15 protein-coding genes are annotated in these 17,910 nt (G+C 52.3%); 11 read left to right on the top strand and 4 right to left on the bottom strand.

What is annotated here, in order from left to right; translation table 11 throughout:
* The first annotated feature begins 23 nt into the window (after positions 1-23).
* The 5 genes from DWY25_RS16545 to DWY25_RS16525 all read left to right on the top strand — a co-directional run bounded on the left by DWY25_RS16545 (position 24) and on the right by DWY25_RS16525 (position 5,843).
* Positions 24-1,466: a M81 family metallopeptidase gene (locus DWY25_RS16545; RefSeq protein WP_117896166.1), complete on the top strand. Its 1,443-nt coding sequence runs from the start codon at positions 24-26 to the stop codon at positions 1,464-1,466.
* Between the two features lie 33 nt (positions 1,467-1,499).
* The gene (locus DWY25_RS16540; RefSeq protein ID WP_117896165.1) at positions 1,500-2,084 is read left to right on the top strand and encodes a hypothetical protein; all 585 of its coding nucleotides are present in this window, start codon (positions 1,500-1,502) and stop codon (positions 2,082-2,084) included.
* A gap of 274 nt (positions 2,085-2,358) precedes the next feature.
* A complete protein-coding gene (locus DWY25_RS16535; protein WP_117896164.1) occupies positions 2,359-2,814 on the top strand; it encodes a PTS sugar transporter subunit IIA in 456 nt (151 codons plus the stop codon).
* A gap of 150 nt (positions 2,815-2,964) precedes the next feature.
* Positions 2,965-4,422 carry a M81 family metallopeptidase gene (locus DWY25_RS16530; protein WP_338067141.1) on the top strand — a complete coding sequence of 486 codons (1,458 nt, stop codon included), beginning with the start codon at positions 2,965-2,967 and terminating at the stop codon, positions 4,420-4,422.
* An 11-nt stretch (positions 4,423-4,433) separates the two neighbouring features.
* A complete protein-coding gene (locus DWY25_RS16525) occupies positions 4,434-5,843 on the top strand; it encodes a M24 family metallopeptidase (RefSeq protein ID WP_117896162.1) in 1,410 nt (469 codons plus the stop codon).
* Between the two features lie 574 nt (positions 5,844-6,417).
* Here the strand turns inward: DWY25_RS16525 and DWY25_RS16515 are convergent.
* Complete coding sequence (locus tag DWY25_RS16515; RefSeq protein WP_117896160.1) at positions 6,418-6,870, bottom strand: DIP1984 family protein; 453 nt, start codon at positions 6,868-6,870, stop codon at positions 6,418-6,420.
* A gap of 5 nt (positions 6,871-6,875) precedes the next feature.
* The gene (locus DWY25_RS16510; RefSeq protein ID WP_117896159.1) at positions 6,876-8,111 is read right to left on the bottom strand and encodes an RtcB family protein; all 1,236 of its coding nucleotides are present in this window, start codon (positions 8,109-8,111) and stop codon (positions 6,876-6,878) included.
* A gap of 167 nt (positions 8,112-8,278) precedes the next feature.
* Here DWY25_RS16510 and DWY25_RS16505 point away from each other — a divergent pair, with 167 nt between their 5' ends.
* Entirely contained in the window at positions 8,279-9,337 is a 1,059-nt protein-coding gene (locus DWY25_RS16505; RefSeq protein ID WP_117896158.1) for a WYL domain-containing protein, read from the top strand.
* A gap of 366 nt (positions 9,338-9,703) precedes the next feature.
* Here DWY25_RS16505 and DWY25_RS16500 read toward each other — a convergent pair whose 3' ends face one another.
* Complete coding sequence (locus tag DWY25_RS16500; protein WP_117896157.1) at positions 9,704-10,180, bottom strand: GNAT family N-acetyltransferase; 477 nt, start codon at positions 10,178-10,180, stop codon at positions 9,704-9,706.
* Positions 10,177-11,067, bottom strand: a complete 891-nt coding sequence (locus DWY25_RS16495; protein ID WP_117896156.1) for a LysR family transcriptional regulator — start codon at positions 11,065-11,067, stop codon at positions 10,177-10,179. Before DWY25_RS16495 ends, DWY25_RS16500 begins: the two co-directional genes overlap by 4 nt.
* A 140-nt stretch (positions 11,068-11,207) precedes the next feature.
* On the opposite strand from DWY25_RS16495, the gene DWY25_RS16490 reads away from it, so the two are divergent.
* The 5 genes from DWY25_RS16490 to DWY25_RS16470 all read left to right on the top strand — a co-directional run bounded on the left by DWY25_RS16490 (position 11,208) and on the right by DWY25_RS16470 (position 17,602).
* A complete protein-coding gene (locus DWY25_RS16490; protein WP_117896155.1) occupies positions 11,208-13,772 on the top strand; it encodes an FAD-dependent oxidoreductase in 2,565 nt (854 codons plus the stop codon).
* A gap of 7 nt (positions 13,773-13,779) precedes the next feature.
* The gene (locus DWY25_RS16485; protein WP_117896154.1) at positions 13,780-14,538 is read left to right on the top strand and encodes a sirohydrochlorin cobaltochelatase; all 759 of its coding nucleotides are present in this window, start codon (positions 13,780-13,782) and stop codon (positions 14,536-14,538) included.
* Positions 14,539-14,815: 277 nt separating this feature from the next.
* The gene (locus tag DWY25_RS16480) at positions 14,816-15,838 is read left to right on the top strand and encodes an ABC transporter substrate-binding protein (protein ID WP_181981884.1); all 1,023 of its coding nucleotides are present in this window, start codon (positions 14,816-14,818) and stop codon (positions 15,836-15,838) included.
* On the top strand, positions 15,835-16,830 hold the full coding sequence (locus DWY25_RS16475; RefSeq protein WP_117896152.1) for a FecCD family ABC transporter permease: 996 nt from the start codon (positions 15,835-15,837) through the stop codon (positions 16,828-16,830). The genes DWY25_RS16480 and DWY25_RS16475 overlap by 4 nt, the downstream gene beginning before the upstream one ends.
* Positions 16,823-17,602, top strand: a complete 780-nt coding sequence (locus DWY25_RS16470) for an ABC transporter ATP-binding protein (RefSeq protein WP_117896151.1) — start codon at positions 16,823-16,825, stop codon at positions 17,600-17,602. Before DWY25_RS16475 ends, DWY25_RS16470 begins: the two co-directional genes overlap by 8 nt.
* Positions 17,603-17,910 lie beyond the last annotated feature (308 nt).

The raw sequence follows: 17,910 nt of genomic DNA, 5'->3' as shown, positions 1-17,910 counted from the left end.
AAAATGAAAAAGGAGGAACAGGAATGAAAGTTCTGGTCGGCAGTTTTACAACGGAGTCCAACGCCAAGGCTCCTTTCAAGACTTTAATTCAACAGTACGATCTGGCTGTCGGTGAAGCGTGTATCGACGTCATGGAGATCCGTGAAGTGTTTGAAAACAACGGGTTCGAGATCATTCCGGGCGTGTATGCCAACGCCAACGCCGCCAGCGTCGTCGATAAGGAAACGTTTTTGTTGATCGAATCGATGCTTTTACAGAGCGTGCGCGAGCATCTCCATGAGATCGACGGGATTTATCTGCATCTGCACGGAGCGAGCTGGGTGGAGGAAATCGGCAGCGGTGATCATCACATTGTCCAGGAAATCCGCCGGCTGATCGGACCCTATCTGCCGATCGCGGTGTCCTGTGATCCGCATGGGAATCTGACGGAAACCTATGTTCATTCGCTGCAGATTCTGCGCAGCTACCGCGAGAGTCCGCATACCGACGCGATGCCGACGCGCCGCTTGGTGGCAAAGATGCTTTGCGACTTGCTACAGGAGCGTCAGCCAATCCATGCCGTCTACCGCAAGCTGCCGTTGATTTTAGGCGGCGAACAGTCGGTGTCGGCGGATGAGCCGGTGCTCTCGATCAATCGCTATATGGATGAGCTGGAACAGGATCCGCGAATCCGCAGCGTGTCCTGGCATGTCGGGTATCTGCGCCACGACTGTCCGGAAGCCGGCTGCGGCATCGTCGTCGTTCCGCAGACCGGTGCGGATCAGGCCTACGCGGAAACGATCGCCGATCAGCTGGCGGCCTACGTCTGGCAGCGGCGGCATGAATTTCATTATACCGGGGTGACGGCCCAGCCGGACCAAGCGCTGGAAATGGCGCTGGCGTTTGCGGGCAAGCCGTTTGTGATCACCGATTCCGGCGACAACACCACCTCCGGAGCGACGGGCTGGAACACGTTTGTGCTGCGCCAGTTCTTAGCTGTTCCGGATTTGAAGAAAACGGTTTTATTCGCCTCGATCTGTGATCCGCAGGCGTTTAAGCAGCTGGCTGAGGCGGGGCTGGGGGCGGTTGTCACGCTGTCCCTGGGCACAGGCTATGACGACCTGTCCGCTCCGGTCACGCTGACGCTGAAAACCCGAAGCCGGGCGTCGATCACGATCGCGCATGGCGAGGTGGTCATCGGAACGCGCGGCGAAGGCATCCTGGTGCATATCGAGAATACCCCGATCGATGTGATCGTTACGGATCAGACCGCCCGCGTCACGAATGAAAATTTATTTGAGGCTTTTGGTATCGACTGGAAGGATTACGCGATCACCGTTCTGAAACAAGGTTATATTTTCCCGGATTTCAAGCAGGGAGCACAGGGCTATGTGATGTCGCTGACTGATGGCGCGACGCCGCAGGATACCCGGCATATTCCATTTAAACTGATTCAGCGGCCAATGTATCCGATCGACGAAATGTAAGTTCAGACCAAGAAGGAGAGCGAGGAAGCCACCATGACGAAAGCACGAATGAAAACGAAAATCCGAACGAAAACGAGGAAAACACAGGCGGAATACCCCGATATCAACGGGATGTTCATCTATCATGACGAACTGCACCGGATCGTTTATGCCCCGCTGTTTTCCCGGCGCGGCTATCTGATCCCGAAAAGTCAGATCCATGATTTTTACCGCTACACCCAGCGGACGATGATTTCCATCTTTATCGGCCTGGCAGCGACGGTGCTGCTGGGGATGAACGCTTTCGACGGGTTCTTCGCAGGACTGGCGGTGTATCTGGTCTGGACCGGTTATTTCTCCGCACGCTTTTTCAATCAGCTTGCGACGGTAGAACCATTTCAGCGGCCGAAAAAAGAGAATTATTTCATCACGCTTTCGCGGAAATACTCGGTTGCGACCTTTTGCGGTCTGATCGCGCTGAGCCTGGTCTTCATCCTGGTGCTGGGCATCGTGACGGCGACGGGTTCGCCGACTCCGGCGGAGTTGACAACGAATCTGATTTTGATGAGCGGCGTGGGACTGTTCGCGCTGATCCATGCGATCGCTTTGATTATTCGCTGGAAAACAGATCAGGCCTAATCCGACCGAACTGGGCCAGCATGCAAGCTGAAAAATGGATCGGGAAATCCCCTCACTGACCCGCAAAATTCAATCCTTATAAAAGGGGATAAAAGCGGTGAAAAACCAGAGAAAGGGAAGTGAAACCGTCGGTTCTCAAAGGATTGACATTCTGAATGAGATCGCTTACAATAAGTTCAAAGTTGGACTGTTATTGTTGAATCAACAAGCATAACCAATTTGCATTCAGTTTTGTGCTGTTTGCGAATTGGTTTTTATTTTTGGGAGGTTGCGTATGACAGAAACGATTGGAAGCCCTGTCGCGGGCAAGGGAAAGCGATTAGAAGAACTCAACGATGAGATGTTTGCCAGCCGGGCGCTGGGCGACGGGTTTGCCGTCAGACCTCCGGAATTGTTTGCGAAAAAGGAAGTTGTCAGCCCGGTCGACGGGGAAGTGACGATGGTCTTTGAAACCGGACACGCATTGGGCCTGACAACCGCCGCAGGGCATGAATTGCTGCTGCACATCGGCATCGATACGGTTACCCTGAAAGGTCTGCCGTTTGAAACGAAGGTCAAGGTCGGCGATCATGTCTGCCGGGGCGATTTGTTGTGCCTGGCGGATTGGAAGCTGATGCGGAAGCATGGCTGCGAAACCGACGTGATCGTAATCGCGCTGAACAGCGAAATTGAGATTATGGCCCAGCCGGGCAAGCTCAATCCGCTGGATCCGATCTTCACGATCCAGTAGCTTGAGAAAAACGAGGAAGGCAACAGAGAGAAGACCCAGCTGGTTCGCTTTGAAAAAACGAAATCGGACGTCAGCCATAGCGGAAGAACGATAAGGTGATCGTTTAAGCTAAGGAAAAGAAACAAAAAGAAAAGAGGAAGGATGAATCGGATGAAGAAAAAAGTATTGATCGGAGAGTTTATTACGGAATCCAACGCCAATGTCCCTGTCAAAAATGAAATCACAGCCTACGACATCGCTTTCGGCGGTGAGCTGATCGAAAAAATGCAGGTCGGCGACATCTTCGAAGCTGCCGGAATCGAGATTATTCCCTCGATTTACGCCGTTTCCGGATCGTCCGGAGTAATCAAGCGGCATACCTTCGATTACATTGAGGCCTGTTTTATCAATGCGGTGGAAGAACACCGGGACGAGATCGACGGGATTTATCTGATGCTTCACGGCGCCAGCGAGGTCGAAGGTCTGGGCTCAGGCGATCATCACATTCTAAAAGCAATCCGCGAGCGGGTCGGGGCGTATATCCCGATTACCGTTGCCTGTGATCCGCATGGCAATTTGTGTCAGGAATATGTCGAAGCCGCGACCGTGATCCGCAGCTATCGGGAAAGTCCGCATACTGACGCACGCGCGACAAAGCGAAAGATGGCGGCCTTGATTTGCGAGCTGGTCGACCACCGTCAGAACATCCATGCCGTATATCGGAAGCTGCCGCTGATTCTGGGCGGAGAACAGTCGGTTTCCGCAGATGAGCCGGTGTCTTCGATCAACCGCTATATGGATCAGCTGGAACAGGATCCACGGATTTTGAGTTGTTCCTGGCATGTCGGCTATATTCGTCACGATACCGACGTCGCGGGCTGCGGCATTGTCGTCGTTCCGGCGACGGAAGCCGATCAGGCTTATGCGGAAACGATTGCCGATCAGCTGGCGGCGTATGTCTGGGATCGTCGGCATGAATTCCACTATACCGGGCGAACCGCTCAGCCGGATGAGGCCCTGAAACTGGCGCTGGATTATCCAGGTAAGCCGGTAGTGATTACCGATTCCGGGGATAACACCACCTCCGGCGCGATGGGGTGGAATACATTTATTCTGCGGCAGGTGCTGGCGGTCAAAGGGCTGAAGAAAAGCTTCCTGTTCGCTTCGATCTGTGATCCGGAGGCCTGGAAGCAGCTGGATCCGTTAGCACCGGGAATGCGGACCCGGATCACGCTGGGCGTCGGTTATGACGCGTTATCCGCCGGGGTTGAACTGGAAGTCTGTGTAAAATCCAAGGGCGAGATCATCCGCCTGGTCAGCCTGGGCACGACTGCCCATCATAAGGTGTTTGGCGCCTGCGTCGTCGTGAATATTGTCGGTACGCCGATCGACGTCATCGTCGCGAATCACCGGCAGTCGTATGCCAACGCCATTCAGTTTGAAAAAGCTGGCGTTGACTGGACGGATTATGACGTAACCGTAGTGAAGCAGGGGTACATTTTCCCAGAATTAAAAGAAAAAGCGGCGTTCTACGTCATGTCGCTGACCGCGGGCGCGACGCTGCAGGACACGGCTCATATCCCATTCAAGCGAATCCAGCGGCCGATGTTCCCGATCGATCAAATTTAAAGGAGCGGAATATGAAATCCATGAATGTTGAATACCGGACTGTAAAAGCGCCTGAACCGGACGCCCCGGCCTCGCCGGTCGCGTTAACACAGGCCACAATGGAAGCACGCAAAGCGAAGGTGCTGGAAAAGATGAAAGAGCGCGGAATCGAACAGCTGATCCTTTACGGCGACGTCGAGCATGGCGCAAACTTTGAATATCTCGTCGGCTATTTCACCCGCTTTGAAGAAGGTCTGCTTGTTTTGGATAAAGACGGGTCGATGACGCTGGTGCTGGGCAATGAAAATCTGAATAAAGCGTCCAAGGCACGATTTGCGGCCGCCGCTGTGCATGTCTCGTTATTTTCACTTCCGAATCAGCCAAACCGTTCGGATAAGACATTGCCGGAATTGTTGGCGGAAGCGGGAATCCGACCGGATCGGCGAACGGGGATCGTAGGTTGGAAAATGTTTACCAGTCCGGTGGAGAAGAACAACCAGCTGTTTGACATTCCTGCCTTCATTTTAGCGGCGATTGAACAGATTGTGGGAAACCCGGCTTTGTTAAGCAATGAAACGGATTTGTTTATTGGCGAGAACGGCGTGCGGACAACCAACAACGCCAATGAAATCGCGCATTATGAATTCGGTGCGGCGCTGGCTTCCGATTGCCTTCTGGCGGCGATGAATAAGCTGGATGCCGGAACGACGGAGATGGAGCTGGGCGACGCGTTAGTGCGCAACGGACAGCACACCAGCGTCGTGACGATCGCAGCCAGCGGACCGCGGTTTATCCAGGGAAATATGTTTCCGACAGACAACCGGGTGAAGGTTGGCGATCCAATTTCGCTGACCGTCGGGTACCGCGGCGGGTTGTCCAGCCGGGCAGGCTATGCGGTGCACGATGGCGATGAATTGTCGGAATCCTGCCGGGATTATCTGACGCGTGTGGTGAAGCCGTATTTCGCAGCGTATGTTCACTGGCTGGAAACGATCCGAATCGGGATGAAGGGCGGAGAATTATTTCAGGCGGTTGAGTCCATCCTGCCGCGGGCACAGTACGGCTGGAGCTTGTGTCCGGGTCATTTAACGGCGGAAGAAGAATGGATGTCCTCGCCGGTGTATGAAGGCTCGCAGGAAACCTTGGCCAGCGGCATGATCTTCCAGATCGATATCATTCCCTCAGTTCCCGGCTATGGCGGTGTCAGCGCGGAAAGCACGGTCGTTCTGGCGGACGCACAGCTGAAACAAGCGCTCAGGGAGGAATATCCGGAGGTTTGGCAGAGGATGCAGCGGCGCCGGGCTTATTTGATCCAAGAGCTGGGAATCACCTTATCGGAGGACGTTTTGCCGATGTGCGGGACCGTGGCGTATCTGCGTCCGTATCTGTTAAATAAAACGATGGCGCTGGCAGTTGGCCCGGAAGCCGAGCCTTGCGTCTGAGTGAAGGGTAAGCCCAGAGAAGAGGATAAATTCCGCGCTGTAGAAATATTTCTGGTCCCGGCGTTTGTTCAGCAGGGATTGGAAAGGAGCGCCGATGAAAAAAATTACACAACGCTGATTAATTCATTTGAATTCCCAGGCGGGGTCTTATTGCGGGGATATCCTGCCTGTATGCTGGATTGATAATATTTGATCGTTAACAAGCCGATAAAAAGAAAAGAATAAACGTATAAAAGAAGATACAGTCAGGTCAATGCCTTTGAAGTATCTTCTTTTTATGGCTGCGGACAATTTTTTCGGAGCCTGTATCTATACTTTTAATCTGCGAGATATTTTGAATCTCTGGATGGTTATTCCTTTTCATCTCATGATCTTTACTTCCCTCATCCCGACCCTCGTTTTACAGCTGATGTCTGGTTGTCTGTATGCTTTGTTGCGATGCGCTTGTATCGTTGCGGGACATAACGTTTAACTGTGGGAATTGAACCCACTGTATGTGTCCGCCATACGCCGATTGCGATTCATTCTCAATCGCAGAGATGACATCCACTCTATAAAACTACACACTGAAAGATCATCGCAAATCGTTAGTCCAGTTCGCCTCCTGAATGGCTTCGTCCGTTTCTCTGAGTTCTTTGCTTAAAGCGTCCAGGTCCTTTTGCATTGCGGTAACGTTGACCGTGCTTAGAATCTTAATTTCTGTGCGTGAATAACGTTCAAGTTTTGCGCTGGCGGTGTTTAAAAAATTTCTTAACATTCCAATTTTCAGCTTTAACACATCCCGGCGGGCTAATAATTCAGTGAGGGAAATGCCGTGAATATCCACTAAACTGTTCGTCATATTGATTTTATAAATCAAAGTTTCCAATCGGGCGGTGAGCGTGTCGAATTCATTAAGAAGATCCTTGGGATCTTCATTAGGCGTTTCACCCTCCTGGACCTTGGCGTTATTGTTCAATCTGACTTGTAATTCAGATAGTCTATTCTGTATTTCCGATCTTTCATTTAATGCGTTCGCTAATTTCATTTCTTTCACTCCTTCTTTTTTCTCCAGACAGGTTTTTGTTCCTGGGCTTTAAAGTTATAAACAGGTTGAATCCACTTGACGATTTCCACAGTTTCCGCAATATTTTGGATAATTTCTTCTTTTGGTTTATAAGCCATCGGCGATTCATCCAAAGTCGCAGCGGAGACCGACGTCGAATAGATGCCTTCCATGACTTGCTGAAATTCTTCGAGGGTAAGCGTGCGGGATGCCTGCCCGCGGGAAAGCAGTCTGCCTGCGCCATGCGGGGCAGAATAATTCCATTGAGGATTGCCTTTGCCAATACAGATTAAAGCGCCGTCTTTCATATTGAGCGGAATAATCAGTTTTTCGCCTTTTTGTGCGGAAACACTGCCTTTCCGCAGAATTCGATGCTTAAGATCAATATAATTGTGGATCGTCGTAAACGATTCTGTCATCGTTAAGTGGAGCCCCTCAATTAACGTGTCCATCATGGCTTTGCGGTTGAGCTCGGCGAATCGCTGAATGATTTCCATGTCATGGAGATAATCATCCAGGAGCGGACCTTCGCAATAGGCGAAAGGTTTTTCTGCTTCCTCGCCATGAAGCTTGCTTTTCAGTTCCTGGATCACCGTCTGGATTTCAGTTTCCCGGCCTTCCTTTTTCATTTGTGCGATCAAAGCCTGGATGTTCACAGGCGATGCTTGATGATTGGCGAGGAAGGCTTCGTTTTGATAGTATTCGGCTACTTCTTTTCCCAGCATTCGGGAACCGGAATGAATTACGAAATAGAGATTTCCTTCCCGGTCTTGATCCACTTCAATGAAGTGATTCCCTCCGCCTAAGGTTCCAAGTGAATGCTTTGCTCGGCCAAGCTGGATCTGGCGAACACATTTCAATTCGTTTAAATCAAGTTCTTCATTAAATGGGTGCTCGCTTTTCCGAATCTCAAATCCGGATGGAATTTCTTTCCGGATTAAAGCGTCCAATGCTGGAAAATCAATTTCTTTTTCATGAATTTTCGCGACTTCCATGCCGCATCCGATATCGACGCCGACAAAGTTTGGAACAACCGCGTCGGTGATCGTCATTGTCGTGCCGATCGTGCATCCAGCTCCGGCATGTACATCCGGCATCACCCGAATTCTCGAATCTTTTAGAAACGGGAGGCAGCACATCTTAACAATTTGTTCCTCAGCCTTGGCGTCCAGCTGATCCGTATAAACAACAGCCTCATTGTAGGTTCCTTTGATTGTTTTCATTTCTCTGTCCTCCTTGTGATTCTATCTTAAACCGAATCAAAGTTTAAAAAAATGTTCAGATTCTTTTTTGTGAAGACCCCTGAAAATTAAAAATTATCTCTAAAATAATAGAATTTGTTACTATTCTATGACCCCTTTTCAGGTATAATGGAGTGGAGGTGATCCAGGTGGAAGAAAAAATAAAAATTTATATTCCGGATTTTATTCATGCCATCTTATTAAACGATATGGAAAAATTTCTGTTTTTTAAGAAGAACGGCGAGCTCAATAAAAATGCGTTTATCAATACGTTGATTGTCAATTATATTGAGCGTTATCAGGATGAGAATAATCGGTACGATGAATATATAAAAAGAAATATTTACGAAACGTTTAAAACTGCATCTGCGGTTCAGGCCGAGGAATTGAGCAATAAAATTCTTTCTTATATCCAGTTGTCCTCCTATCATCTTCTAAATTCCAAAAATGACGTTGCTTTGTCGCTAAAGCCGACAAAAGAAACGGCAGGCACAATTCAATTTATTCAGGATTATAATCTCCATGGACAATCAGTATCCAATTACTTCCGCAACATGTTTGCTTCTTATGCTTATCTTTCGCAGGATAAAAGAGAACGGATTATTTTCAAGGAACGTTTTGATCGGATTGAACAGGCGATCCAAGCGAAACGGAAGATTTATTTCACAACCCCGAATAATAACAGACATATCGCTTCTCCTTATTGTATAAGCGGTTCACATGAAGAATTGTTTAATTATCTTTTGTGCGTGGCCAATGGGAAAATATACTCCTTCCGGATAAACCGGATTGATCATGTGATGATCTTAAAAGATTCGTTGGTAATTCAGGAATCCCAGGCGAAATTATTTGAGAAGATGGTTCAATATGGACCGCAGTTCGCGATCCGCTCCGATCAGGAAATCTGCGTTCATCTGACAGAAAACGGAATTAAACAATTTCATAGTCTGTACATTCATCGTCCGGTTGCGATCAACATCGCTAAAGATGAAACAGGCGCGAATTATTATTTTGATTGTTCACCTGAGCAAGTCTATCAATATTTTAGCCGCTTCGGTCAGGATGCTTTCATCGTATATCCTGCGGATTTAAGAGACCGGATGATTCAGCAAATCGCCAAAGCTTACCGGATGGTTCATCGTTTGAACCAGGAGCTGGAAGTGGAAAAAGAGAATAAATCCGAGAAAATATCAGAAATAATGACTTAGCGAAGTTGTTATAGCGCTGAGTCCGCGGTGTTATTTTTTAAGAAGATAACGATATTAAAAATTAACGTGTTCTTTCGGAAGAGAATTTAGTGAAGAAACCGAAACTTATAATGAAAGATATTATGAATTTTGAATTCTCTCTTTTATAACTAATAATTTACGAATTGTCCTTCGATATTCTTTTCTATAATCGGTTTAAAATAAACTCCATTATAAAGTGACCAATTGACGATCATGAAATCAAAGTGAATGATTTTATTCAACATAGAGTCCAAACAGCTGACTCATTGTCAGCCATCCGGCTATTTTCGTAATAGGAATTAAGCAATAGCGCTTATAGACAGGCAGACGGGCGCTAAGGATTCATCACTTTGATGATCTAGCGGCAGCATCCCTGATCGATTCATCCGAAAGATTGGTTTCCATGTGATAGAAAAGACCAGGTCCCAACTGAGTCGTCAGCCGGACTTTTTTGGTAATCACAAAGCCTGCCCTTTCATAACAAGCCACAGCCCGCTGATTCCAAATCCTGACTTCCAGATACAAAGGCTTGTGCGGCCAGCGTTGTTTGGCAATCGCGATCGCTTCCCGGGTGATCGCCGTGCCGACGCCGCGGGAACAAGCCTGCGGATGAACGCCGATCCCGAAAAAAACCTCCGTTTCTTCCTCCAGTAAATTAACAAATCCGATCAGCTGATCCTGTTCAAAGAAGCTGATGAAATGCTCGCGCTGGCAGGCGGGAATTTCTGAAAACCGGGGTTCATCATAGATTGCGTATTCGCCGGGATAACGCCACTGTCCGATCAGCCGGGCATCCGCTTCGCTCATTTTTCGATAATTCATAACCGTCCTCTTTCCTTTGAACGTTGACCGCAAGATGAATTCGGAAAAATTTCATCGATCAGCTGGCCGGCCTGCGTTCCTTTTAAATAGACAAAATTAAACTCCCGCTGTTCGCTCAGGCCTTCCAGCCGGAAGGTCGTCAGCTCGGGATGACCTGCGGCAACGGCGGAATAGGCGAAGGAAATACCGAGGTTTTCACTCACCATCCGCACGATCAAGGCAAAATTATTGACGCAGATGATCCTTCCGATCTTATCCAGCGAGTACCCGCTCTCCTGCAGTGATTTCTCAAAGATCGCACGTGTTCCGGATCCCGCTTCACGCAGGATGACGCTTTGATCAGCCAGAGCTTCGCCGGTTACTTTTTTGCCTGCGAAGGGATGATCGCAATGGCACAGCCCGACAAACGGCGCGGATTGAAAACGCCGGTAGCCGTAACGACTTTTATCGAAGCTGCCCTCCACCAACGCGAAGTCCAGCTCCTCCTGTTCCAGGCGGTGAAGCAGTTCGCGCGTGTTTTCCACTACGATTTCCAAGGTGCGGTCAGGCCGCTTGAGGAAGCGGCAGAGATCCTCGCCGATGATGAATTCGCCGATCGTTTTGGTCGCGCCGAGGCGGAGGGTCAGAATTTTGGGAGCAGCCAGTTCCTGGCGCATCCGTTGGTCGTTATATACGGCGACACGGGCATACTGCGCCAGTTTTTCCGCTTCCGGGGTGCGGTACAAACGGCTTCCGTCATAAGTGAACAGCCGGCAGCCGTAATCCCGTTCCAGCGCATGGATCTGCTGGGTGACGGCAGGCTGGCTGAGTTTCAGCTGTTCGGCAGTGCGGCGGTAATTCATCAGTTCGTAGAGTGTTAAAAAGGTTGGGATCCGATAATCAATCATGGGTTCACCTCATAAGAAAAATGAATCAACAGATAAGTATTAACAATTTTCTTTTATTATAGCGTCTATGCTATAATTTTACAACGAAGGGACTGTTAACAATTTAACAAATTCGCAGATCCCGGAAGGAGGAGCTGGACATGAAAGTATTAGTTATCGGCGGTGTCGCGGCAGGGACCAAAGCGGCAGCCAAGATCAAACGTCAAAACCGCAGTGCAGAAGTAAAGATTCTGACGCAGAGTGCGGATATTTCCTACGCTGGATGCGGTCTTCCGTATTATGTCGGAGGGATGATTGAAAGCCGGGAGGAATTAATCGTCAATACCCCGGAAAAATATACGGGACTGACGGGCGTGGAGGTCGTGACCCGCTGCGAAGTGACAAGCGTCAATTTCCAGGCGAAAACCGTCACGGCGCTGTGTCAGGGACAGACGTGGCTGGAGAGCTATGATAAGCTGGTCATCGCGACCGGCGCGACGCCGTTTGTTCCGCAGGTGGAAGGTATCCGGCTGCCGGGCGTCTTTACGATGCGGACGCCGGATGACGCGATCGCTTTGCGGGCTTACGTTCAGGACCGGCATTGCCGCAGCGCCGTCGTGGTGGGCGCGGGCTTCATCGGCTTGGAAATCGCGGAGAATTTACAGGCTCAGGGGCTGGCAGTCACCGTGATCGATGCGGCGGATCAGATTCTGCCGAAGATTTTTGATCCGGAAATGGCGGGATATGCCCGCCGGCGTCTGCGCCAGAATGGCATCCGGGTTCTGACCGGAACACCGTTAAGCGAGATCACCGGTACGGAACGGGCGGACGGCGTATTGGCCGGCGGCAGCCGGATCGGTGCGGATCTGGTCGTGCTGGCGATCGGCATCCGGCCGGCGACGACGTTCCTGGACGGCAGCGGTCTGGCCATGGAAAAGGGCGTGATTGTCGTGGATGAAATGATGCGCACCAACATTCCTGACGTCTATGCCGCCGGCGACTGCGCGCTGGTGAGAAACCAACAGACCCATCAGCCTCAGTGGTCGGCGATGGGATCGACGGCCAACATTACCGCACGGGCTTTAGCCTGCACGATGACTGGAACGGAAACGCCATACGGCGGCTGTCTGGGCACCGGCGTCGTGCGCTTGGGCGAAGGCTTTAACGCCGGACGCACCGGTCTAACGGAAGCGCAGGCCCGGGAAGCCGGCTATGAACCGGTCACGGTGGTTTGCGCCAGCGATGATAAAGCTCACTATTATCCAGGGTCTTCCTTCTTTATGACAAAATTGATCGCTGATCGTTCGACGCATCAGCTTCTGGGCATCCAGGTGCTGGGCAGCGCCGTCGATAAAATGGTCGACATCGCCGTGACCGGCATAGCCGCGGGCCTGACGCTGGAAGCGTTCAACAGTCTGGACTATTCCTACGCACCGCCGTTCTCCACCGCGATTCATCCGTTTGTCCAGGCTTGCCTGGTCTTGGAAAACAAGCTGTCCGGTGCAATGACGTCGATGCCGCCGGCGGACTATGCCGCCGGAGCCGCAAAGGACTATCAGGTTGTCGACGTGCTGCCGAAGCCGACGATCGCCGGCGCAAAATGGGTGGATCTGGCTCAGGTCAACGGCCCGGTCGAAGGTCTTGACCGCGATGCCAAACTGTTGCTGGTCTGCAACCGCGGCCGCCGCGCGTATCTGCTTCAGAACCGGCTGCGTCACTTCGGCTATACCCAGACGGTCGTCCTGGAAGGCGGCGTCACGATGAATGAAGTGAAGGTGCAGTTTGCCGGGGCGGCGATTCCGCCGGATGAAATCAAGCGCGTCAAGGGCCTGGGCTGTTTACAGGATAAGCGTTATCCGGATTGCTTCAACGTCCGCGTGATCACCCGCAACGGCAAGATCACCAGTGAGGAACAGCGCAAGATCGCCGAAGCGGCTGAGCTGTTTGGAACCGGCGAAGTCACGATGACAACACGCCTGACGTTAGAAGTTCAGGGTGTTCCTTACGCGAATCTGGACGCGCTGATGACGTTCTTAAATGATGCCGGGCTGGAAACCGGCGGCACGGGATCGAAGGTTCGTCCGGTCGTTTCCTGCAAGGGCACAACCTGCCAGTATGGTTTGATCGACACGTTCCAGTTAAGTCAGAAATTACACGATTTGTTTTATATCGGCTATCATGATGTCGTGCTGCCGCATAAATTTAAGCTGGCGGTCGGCGGTTGTCCGAACAACTGCGTCAAGCCGAATCTGAACGATTTAGGCATCGTCGGCCAGCGGATCCCGGAGATCAACATGGCGAAGTGCCGCGGCTGTCAGGTCTGTCAGATTGAAAAAACCTGTCCGATCGGAGCGGCGAAGCTGGTCGACGGCAAGCTTCAGATCGATGCTGACCTTTGCAATCATTGCGGACGATGCGTATCCAAGTGTCCGTTCAAGGCGATTGAAGAAAGCACCTACGGCTATAAAGTTTACATTGGCGGCCGCTGGGGCAAGAAGGTCGCGGAAGGCAAACCGCTGTCGCGGATCTTCACGAGCGAGGAAGAAGTGCTGGCGTTAGTTGAACGGGCGATCCTGTTCTATCGCGATGAAGGGATTACCGGCGAACGCTTTGCCGATACGATCGCGCGCTTAGGCTTCGATTATGTGGAAGACAAGCTGCTCAACGGTTCGATCGACAAGGACAGCATCCTGAAGAAGACGGTTGTCGGCGGGGCGAAGTGCTAGTTTGGTCATGCTTGACGGTTGGGTAAGCGCGGCGTTTGGAACCGCTGATCCGCAGCGGTTTGACCGCTGCTTCGCCACTGTGCATCAGGCCGCGGTTCAGCAATTTTCTCCGCTTCCTAACACGCTGGCGCTGACCAGTCCGCGGATTCAGGCGCATCTGGCAGCGCAGGGGAAACCGCTGCCGTTAGTCGGCGAGGCGCTGAGCCAGCTTGCAGAACAAGGCTGCCGGCGCGTGGTCGTGAACAGTCTGTTGTTAGCGGAAGGCGCGGAGTGGGATAAGCTGCGAAGCCAGGTGGAACAACGGCGGGCCGATTTTGATCCGCTGATTCTGATTCCCCCGCTGTTGCCCTCAAGAAGCCAGGCCTGCGCTCAGACGCTGGACGCACTGTTTCCTGCCGAGCCAGGGCTGACCCGGGTTCTGTTGGGACATGGCTGCGCGCAGGGAGAGAATTCGGCTTATGCCGCGCTGCAGGCACAGTTGAAATCGGCGGGCCGCGATGATCTGTCGATCGCGCTGCTGCATGGCGGACCAAGCTTAAGCGAGCTGCTGGAAAAATGGAATCAAAGCGGAGCGCGGCGGATTGAATTGAATTTTCTGATGTTGTGCGCGGGTCATCACGCTCAGGAAGTCCGGCAGGAAAGCCGGGGCTGGGCGGCGGCTTATCCCGCGCTGTCCGTGACGATCTCGGATCTGGAACTGGGCCGCTGTCCAGCCTTTCAGGAATTGTTTCTCTCGTTCCTGAAAGAAACGAGCTCCAGTGTGTAAAAAATAAAATATCAGGAGACGGGCGGCAACGCTCGTTTCGCTTACGAATTGAGATTTGCCATACCGCAATGTCGGGCGAGGGCTTTAAAATAATCTTCGTGAGTCGGCTGACGTTCAATCTTGACGATCGAATGTTAGCGTGATCGTTGCGTTTCAACGATCAGGCAGGCTTCCCGGATTTGAAAAGGATCCGGGGAGCGGACTGCCGCAGTCCGCAGGGACTGCGTTTTTCCGGCTGCGATGCGCCGGAGAAATGATGAAATCAGGAGGATTGAAGATGAGCAGAAAACCGGACATGTTTTTGTCTGAATTTAAAGTGAAAAACAAAGCGTTCAAGGTCCTGGCTGCACTAATGATCCTGGCGGCGATGGCCGGCTGTCAAACCACGCCGGCGGCGACACCGCGGCCGGAAGAAAACGCGGCGGCCGCAAGTTATCCGCTGACCTTTACCGATGCGCTGGATCGGGAAATCACGTTATCCCAGGCCCCTCAACGCCCGGCGGTGTTGTTTTCCTCGTATGCCGAGCTGTGGCAGCTGGCGGGCGGGGATGTCGCGGTAACGGTTGGCGACAGCGTGAAGCGCGGATTTGTCAACGCCGGGACGCCGCTGGTGGACGATGGCGCCGGGTTAAAGATCGACGCGGAGCAGCTGATCGCCCGGCAGCCGGACTTCGTGATCGCTTCGGCGGATATGGGTGCGCAGGCTGAGCTGTGCGATCAGTTAGGCGGCTACGGGATTCCGTGCGCGGCCTTAAAAGAGGAAAGCTTTGCGGATTATCTTTCCTTATTAAAATTATTCACGCAGATCACCGGGAATACTGAAGCCTATCAGACCTACGGACTTAACGTCCAGCAGGAGATCGAGACGCTGCTGACGGAAGTGAAGCAGGCCCGCTCCGGCCAGGAACCGGTCTCGGTCTTATTTATCCGGGCAGGCTCAGGCTATTCTGCGACGAAGGCGAAAACGGCGAAGGATCACTTCGTCGGCGGTATGCTGGAGGAACTGGGCGCGGTCAACATCGCGGATGAAGCCGGCGCACTGTCGGAGGGACTGGCATTGGAAAGCATTCTGCTGAATCAGCCGGATGTAATTCTGATCGTTCCCCAGGGCAATGAGGAAGCGGCCCGGGCTTATATGGACAGCCTGCTTGAGGAAAGCGGCTGGCGTGATCTGGAAGCGGTGAAAAACGGCCGCTGCACCTATTTGTCCAAAGACTTGTTTCATTACAAGCCCAACGCCCGCTGGGCTGAAGCCTACCGCGTGTTAGCCGGCCTGTTGTATCCGGAGAGCTTTTCATGAAGATCAAGAAGAAACGGGTTCTGATACCGTTTCTCTTTCTGTTCTTAGCGGTGCTGGGACTGAGCGGACTGGCGCTGGGCAGCGCCCGGTTTCCGCTGAATGAGGTGATCGCCGTCTTTACGGGCGGCGGTGATCCGACGGTGCGGCTGATCGTGCTGCAGCTGCGGCTGCCGCGGGTTGCCGGGGCTGTGCTGGCCGGCGCGGGGCTGGCGGTCTCCGGTCTTTTGCTTCAAAGCGCGACGGGCAACGATCTGTGTTCGCCGAATATCATCGGCGTGAATTCCGGCGCGGGCTTTGCGGTCATGGTTCTGCTTTGCCTGTTCCCGATGGCGTTTGCGGTTCTGCCGCTGGCGGCGTTTGCGGGCGCGTTGTTCACGACGTTTCTGGTGTTGGGAATTTCAGTGGGCGCGGGCGGACATCAGTCCAAGTCGACGGTGCTGCTGGCCGGGGTCGCAGTCAGCTCGCTGCTCAGCGCCGGGATCTCTTTTCTTTCACAGCTGGTTCCCGACGCGCTGGCGTCGTATTCGGCGTTTTCGATTGGCGGATTTTCCGGTGTTCAGGGGGCGGATCTAATTTTCCCCGCGATCATGATCGGGGTGGGAACGGGTCTTGCCTGGGGATTAGCACCGCAGTTAAATCTGTTGTGTCTGGGTGATGAGCTGGCCGCCACGTTAGGCGTAAGGGTCAAAGCGCTGCGGCTGATCTGTCTGATTCTGGCCAGCGCGCTGTGCGCGGCGGTGGTTACGTATGCCGGGCTGCTGGGGTTTGTCGGCTTGATCGTGCCGCATCTGGCGCGGAAGCTGGCGGGGCATGACCTGCGGATTCTGGTGCCGGTGACCGCGCTGTTGGGCGCGAACTTAGTCGTGCTGTCGGATCTGGCGGGACGAACGCTCTTTTCCCCGGCGGAATTGCCGGCGGGAATTCTGATGGCGCTGTTGGGCGCGCCGTTCTTCCTGTTCATCCTGTTCCAGCGGCGGGGGCGTTATGCTTAGGGCCCAGCAGATCAGCCTGCGGCTGGGATCTAAAACCATTCTCAAGCAGGTTGATTTTCAAGCGGAGGCCGGTCAGATCACGGCGCTGCTGGGGCGCAACGGCAGCGGTAAGACGTCGCTCTTGCGATGCTTGGCGATGACGCAGACCCGCTGGCGCGGTCAGGTGACGCTGGATGGCTGTCCGCTGCGCTCTCTGACTCCGCAGGAACGATCTCGCCGGATCGCACTGCTGCCGCAGGTGTTGCCGCGGCCGCCGATTACCGTGCGCACGTTGACGGGTTACGGCCGTCAGCCCTATCTGGGATGGGGCGGACAGCTGAGCGCTGCGGATGAACAGAAAGTGCAGCGGGCCATGGAACAGGCCGAGATCGCGGCGCATGCGGAGGATTTAGTCTGTCACTGTTCCGGCGGGGAACGCCAGCTGGCTTACTTTGCGATGCTGCTGGCGCAGGATACGCCGGTAGTGCTGTTGGACGAACCAACGGCCAGTTTGGACATGGAATACCGCCGTGTTGTCTATGCGCTTTTGCGCCGGATGAAGGCGGAAGGCAAAACGGTGGTTCTGATTCTGCACGAGCTGGCGGATGCCGTCGAACTGGCCGATCAGGTCTGTGTCCTGGATCAGGGGACGCGGGTGTTCACGGGCACGCCGGAGGATTTTCTGATCAGCGGTCTGCCGCAGTCTGTTTTTGGGCTGTGTCCCAAACAGGTCAGGGATGAAACAGGAAATGAGTTTATACTGTTCCGGCCGCTGAATCAAGGCGAGGAATAGCTTGAACTTAAGATAAAAAGAAAAAACCAGACAGGTTCATGAAACGCCTTTGCGAGATCATGGATTTGTCTGGTTTTTAGCTTTAGATAATAGATTATATGGAAAAAATATAACTCAAAAACGCTGTAGATTTTAATAAATGAAAAGAACAAAAGATATAAAGAGGAAATTGAAAACAAAACGGTATTGAGTTATAATGAACTCAGAAAGATTAACTCAAAAAAGTATTTTTACAAATTTCAATTCTTTTAGGGAGCTTTTCCTGATTTTCCGCAATATTAATATTAGGAGGCTCCTGAATATGAAAC

This window comes from Holdemania filiformis (assembly GCF_003459085.1).
In the GTDB taxonomy this organism is placed as follows: Bacteria; Bacillota_I; Bacilli_A; order Erysipelotrichales; family Erysipelotrichaceae; genus Holdemania; species Holdemania filiformis.
Note: the sequence above shows the minus strand (reverse complement) of the source record. Positions and strands in the feature narration are given on the sequence as shown.

Excerpts from the sequence above, each read along its gene's own strand:
- DWY25_RS16490 (WP_117896155.1), top strand. The coding sequence starts at position 11,208 with ATGAAAGTATTAGTTATCGGCGGTGTCGCGGCAGGGACCAAAGCGGCA.
- DWY25_RS16535 (WP_117896164.1), top strand. The coding sequence starts at position 2,359 with ATGACAGAAACGATTGGAAGCCCTGTCGCGGGCAAGGGAAAGCGATTA.
- DWY25_RS16515 (WP_117896160.1), bottom strand. The coding sequence starts at position 6,870 with ATGAAATTAGCGAACGCATTAAATGAAAGATCGGAAATACAGAATAGA.
- DWY25_RS16540 (WP_117896165.1), top strand. The coding sequence starts at position 1,500 with ATGACGAAAGCACGAATGAAAACGAAAATCCGAACGAAAACGAGGAAA.
- DWY25_RS16500 (WP_117896157.1), bottom strand. The coding sequence starts at position 10,180 with ATGAATTATCGAAAAATGAGCGAAGCGGATGCCCGGCTGATCGGACAG.
- DWY25_RS16475 (WP_117896152.1), top strand. The coding sequence starts at position 15,835 with ATGAAGATCAAGAAGAAACGGGTTCTGATACCGTTTCTCTTTCTGTTC.
- DWY25_RS16510 (WP_117896159.1), bottom strand. The coding sequence starts at position 8,111 with ATGAAAACAATCAAAGGAACCTACAATGAGGCTGTTGTTTATACGGAT.
- DWY25_RS16480 (WP_181981884.1), top strand. The coding sequence starts at position 14,816 with ATGAGCAGAAAACCGGACATGTTTTTGTCTGAATTTAAAGTGAAAAAC.
- DWY25_RS16525 (WP_117896162.1), top strand. The coding sequence starts at position 4,434 with ATGAAATCCATGAATGTTGAATACCGGACTGTAAAAGCGCCTGAACCG.
- DWY25_RS16495 (WP_117896156.1), bottom strand. The coding sequence starts at position 11,067 with ATGATTGATTATCGGATCCCAACCTTTTTAACACTCTACGAACTGATG.
- DWY25_RS16470 (WP_117896151.1), top strand. The coding sequence starts at position 16,823 with ATGCTTAGGGCCCAGCAGATCAGCCTGCGGCTGGGATCTAAAACCATT.
- DWY25_RS16545 (WP_117896166.1), top strand. The coding sequence starts at position 24 with ATGAAAGTTCTGGTCGGCAGTTTTACAACGGAGTCCAACGCCAAGGCT.
- DWY25_RS16485 (WP_117896154.1), top strand. The coding sequence starts at position 13,780 with ATGCTTGACGGTTGGGTAAGCGCGGCGTTTGGAACCGCTGATCCGCAG.
- DWY25_RS16530 (WP_338067141.1), top strand. The coding sequence starts at position 2,965 with ATGAAGAAAAAAGTATTGATCGGAGAGTTTATTACGGAATCCAACGCC.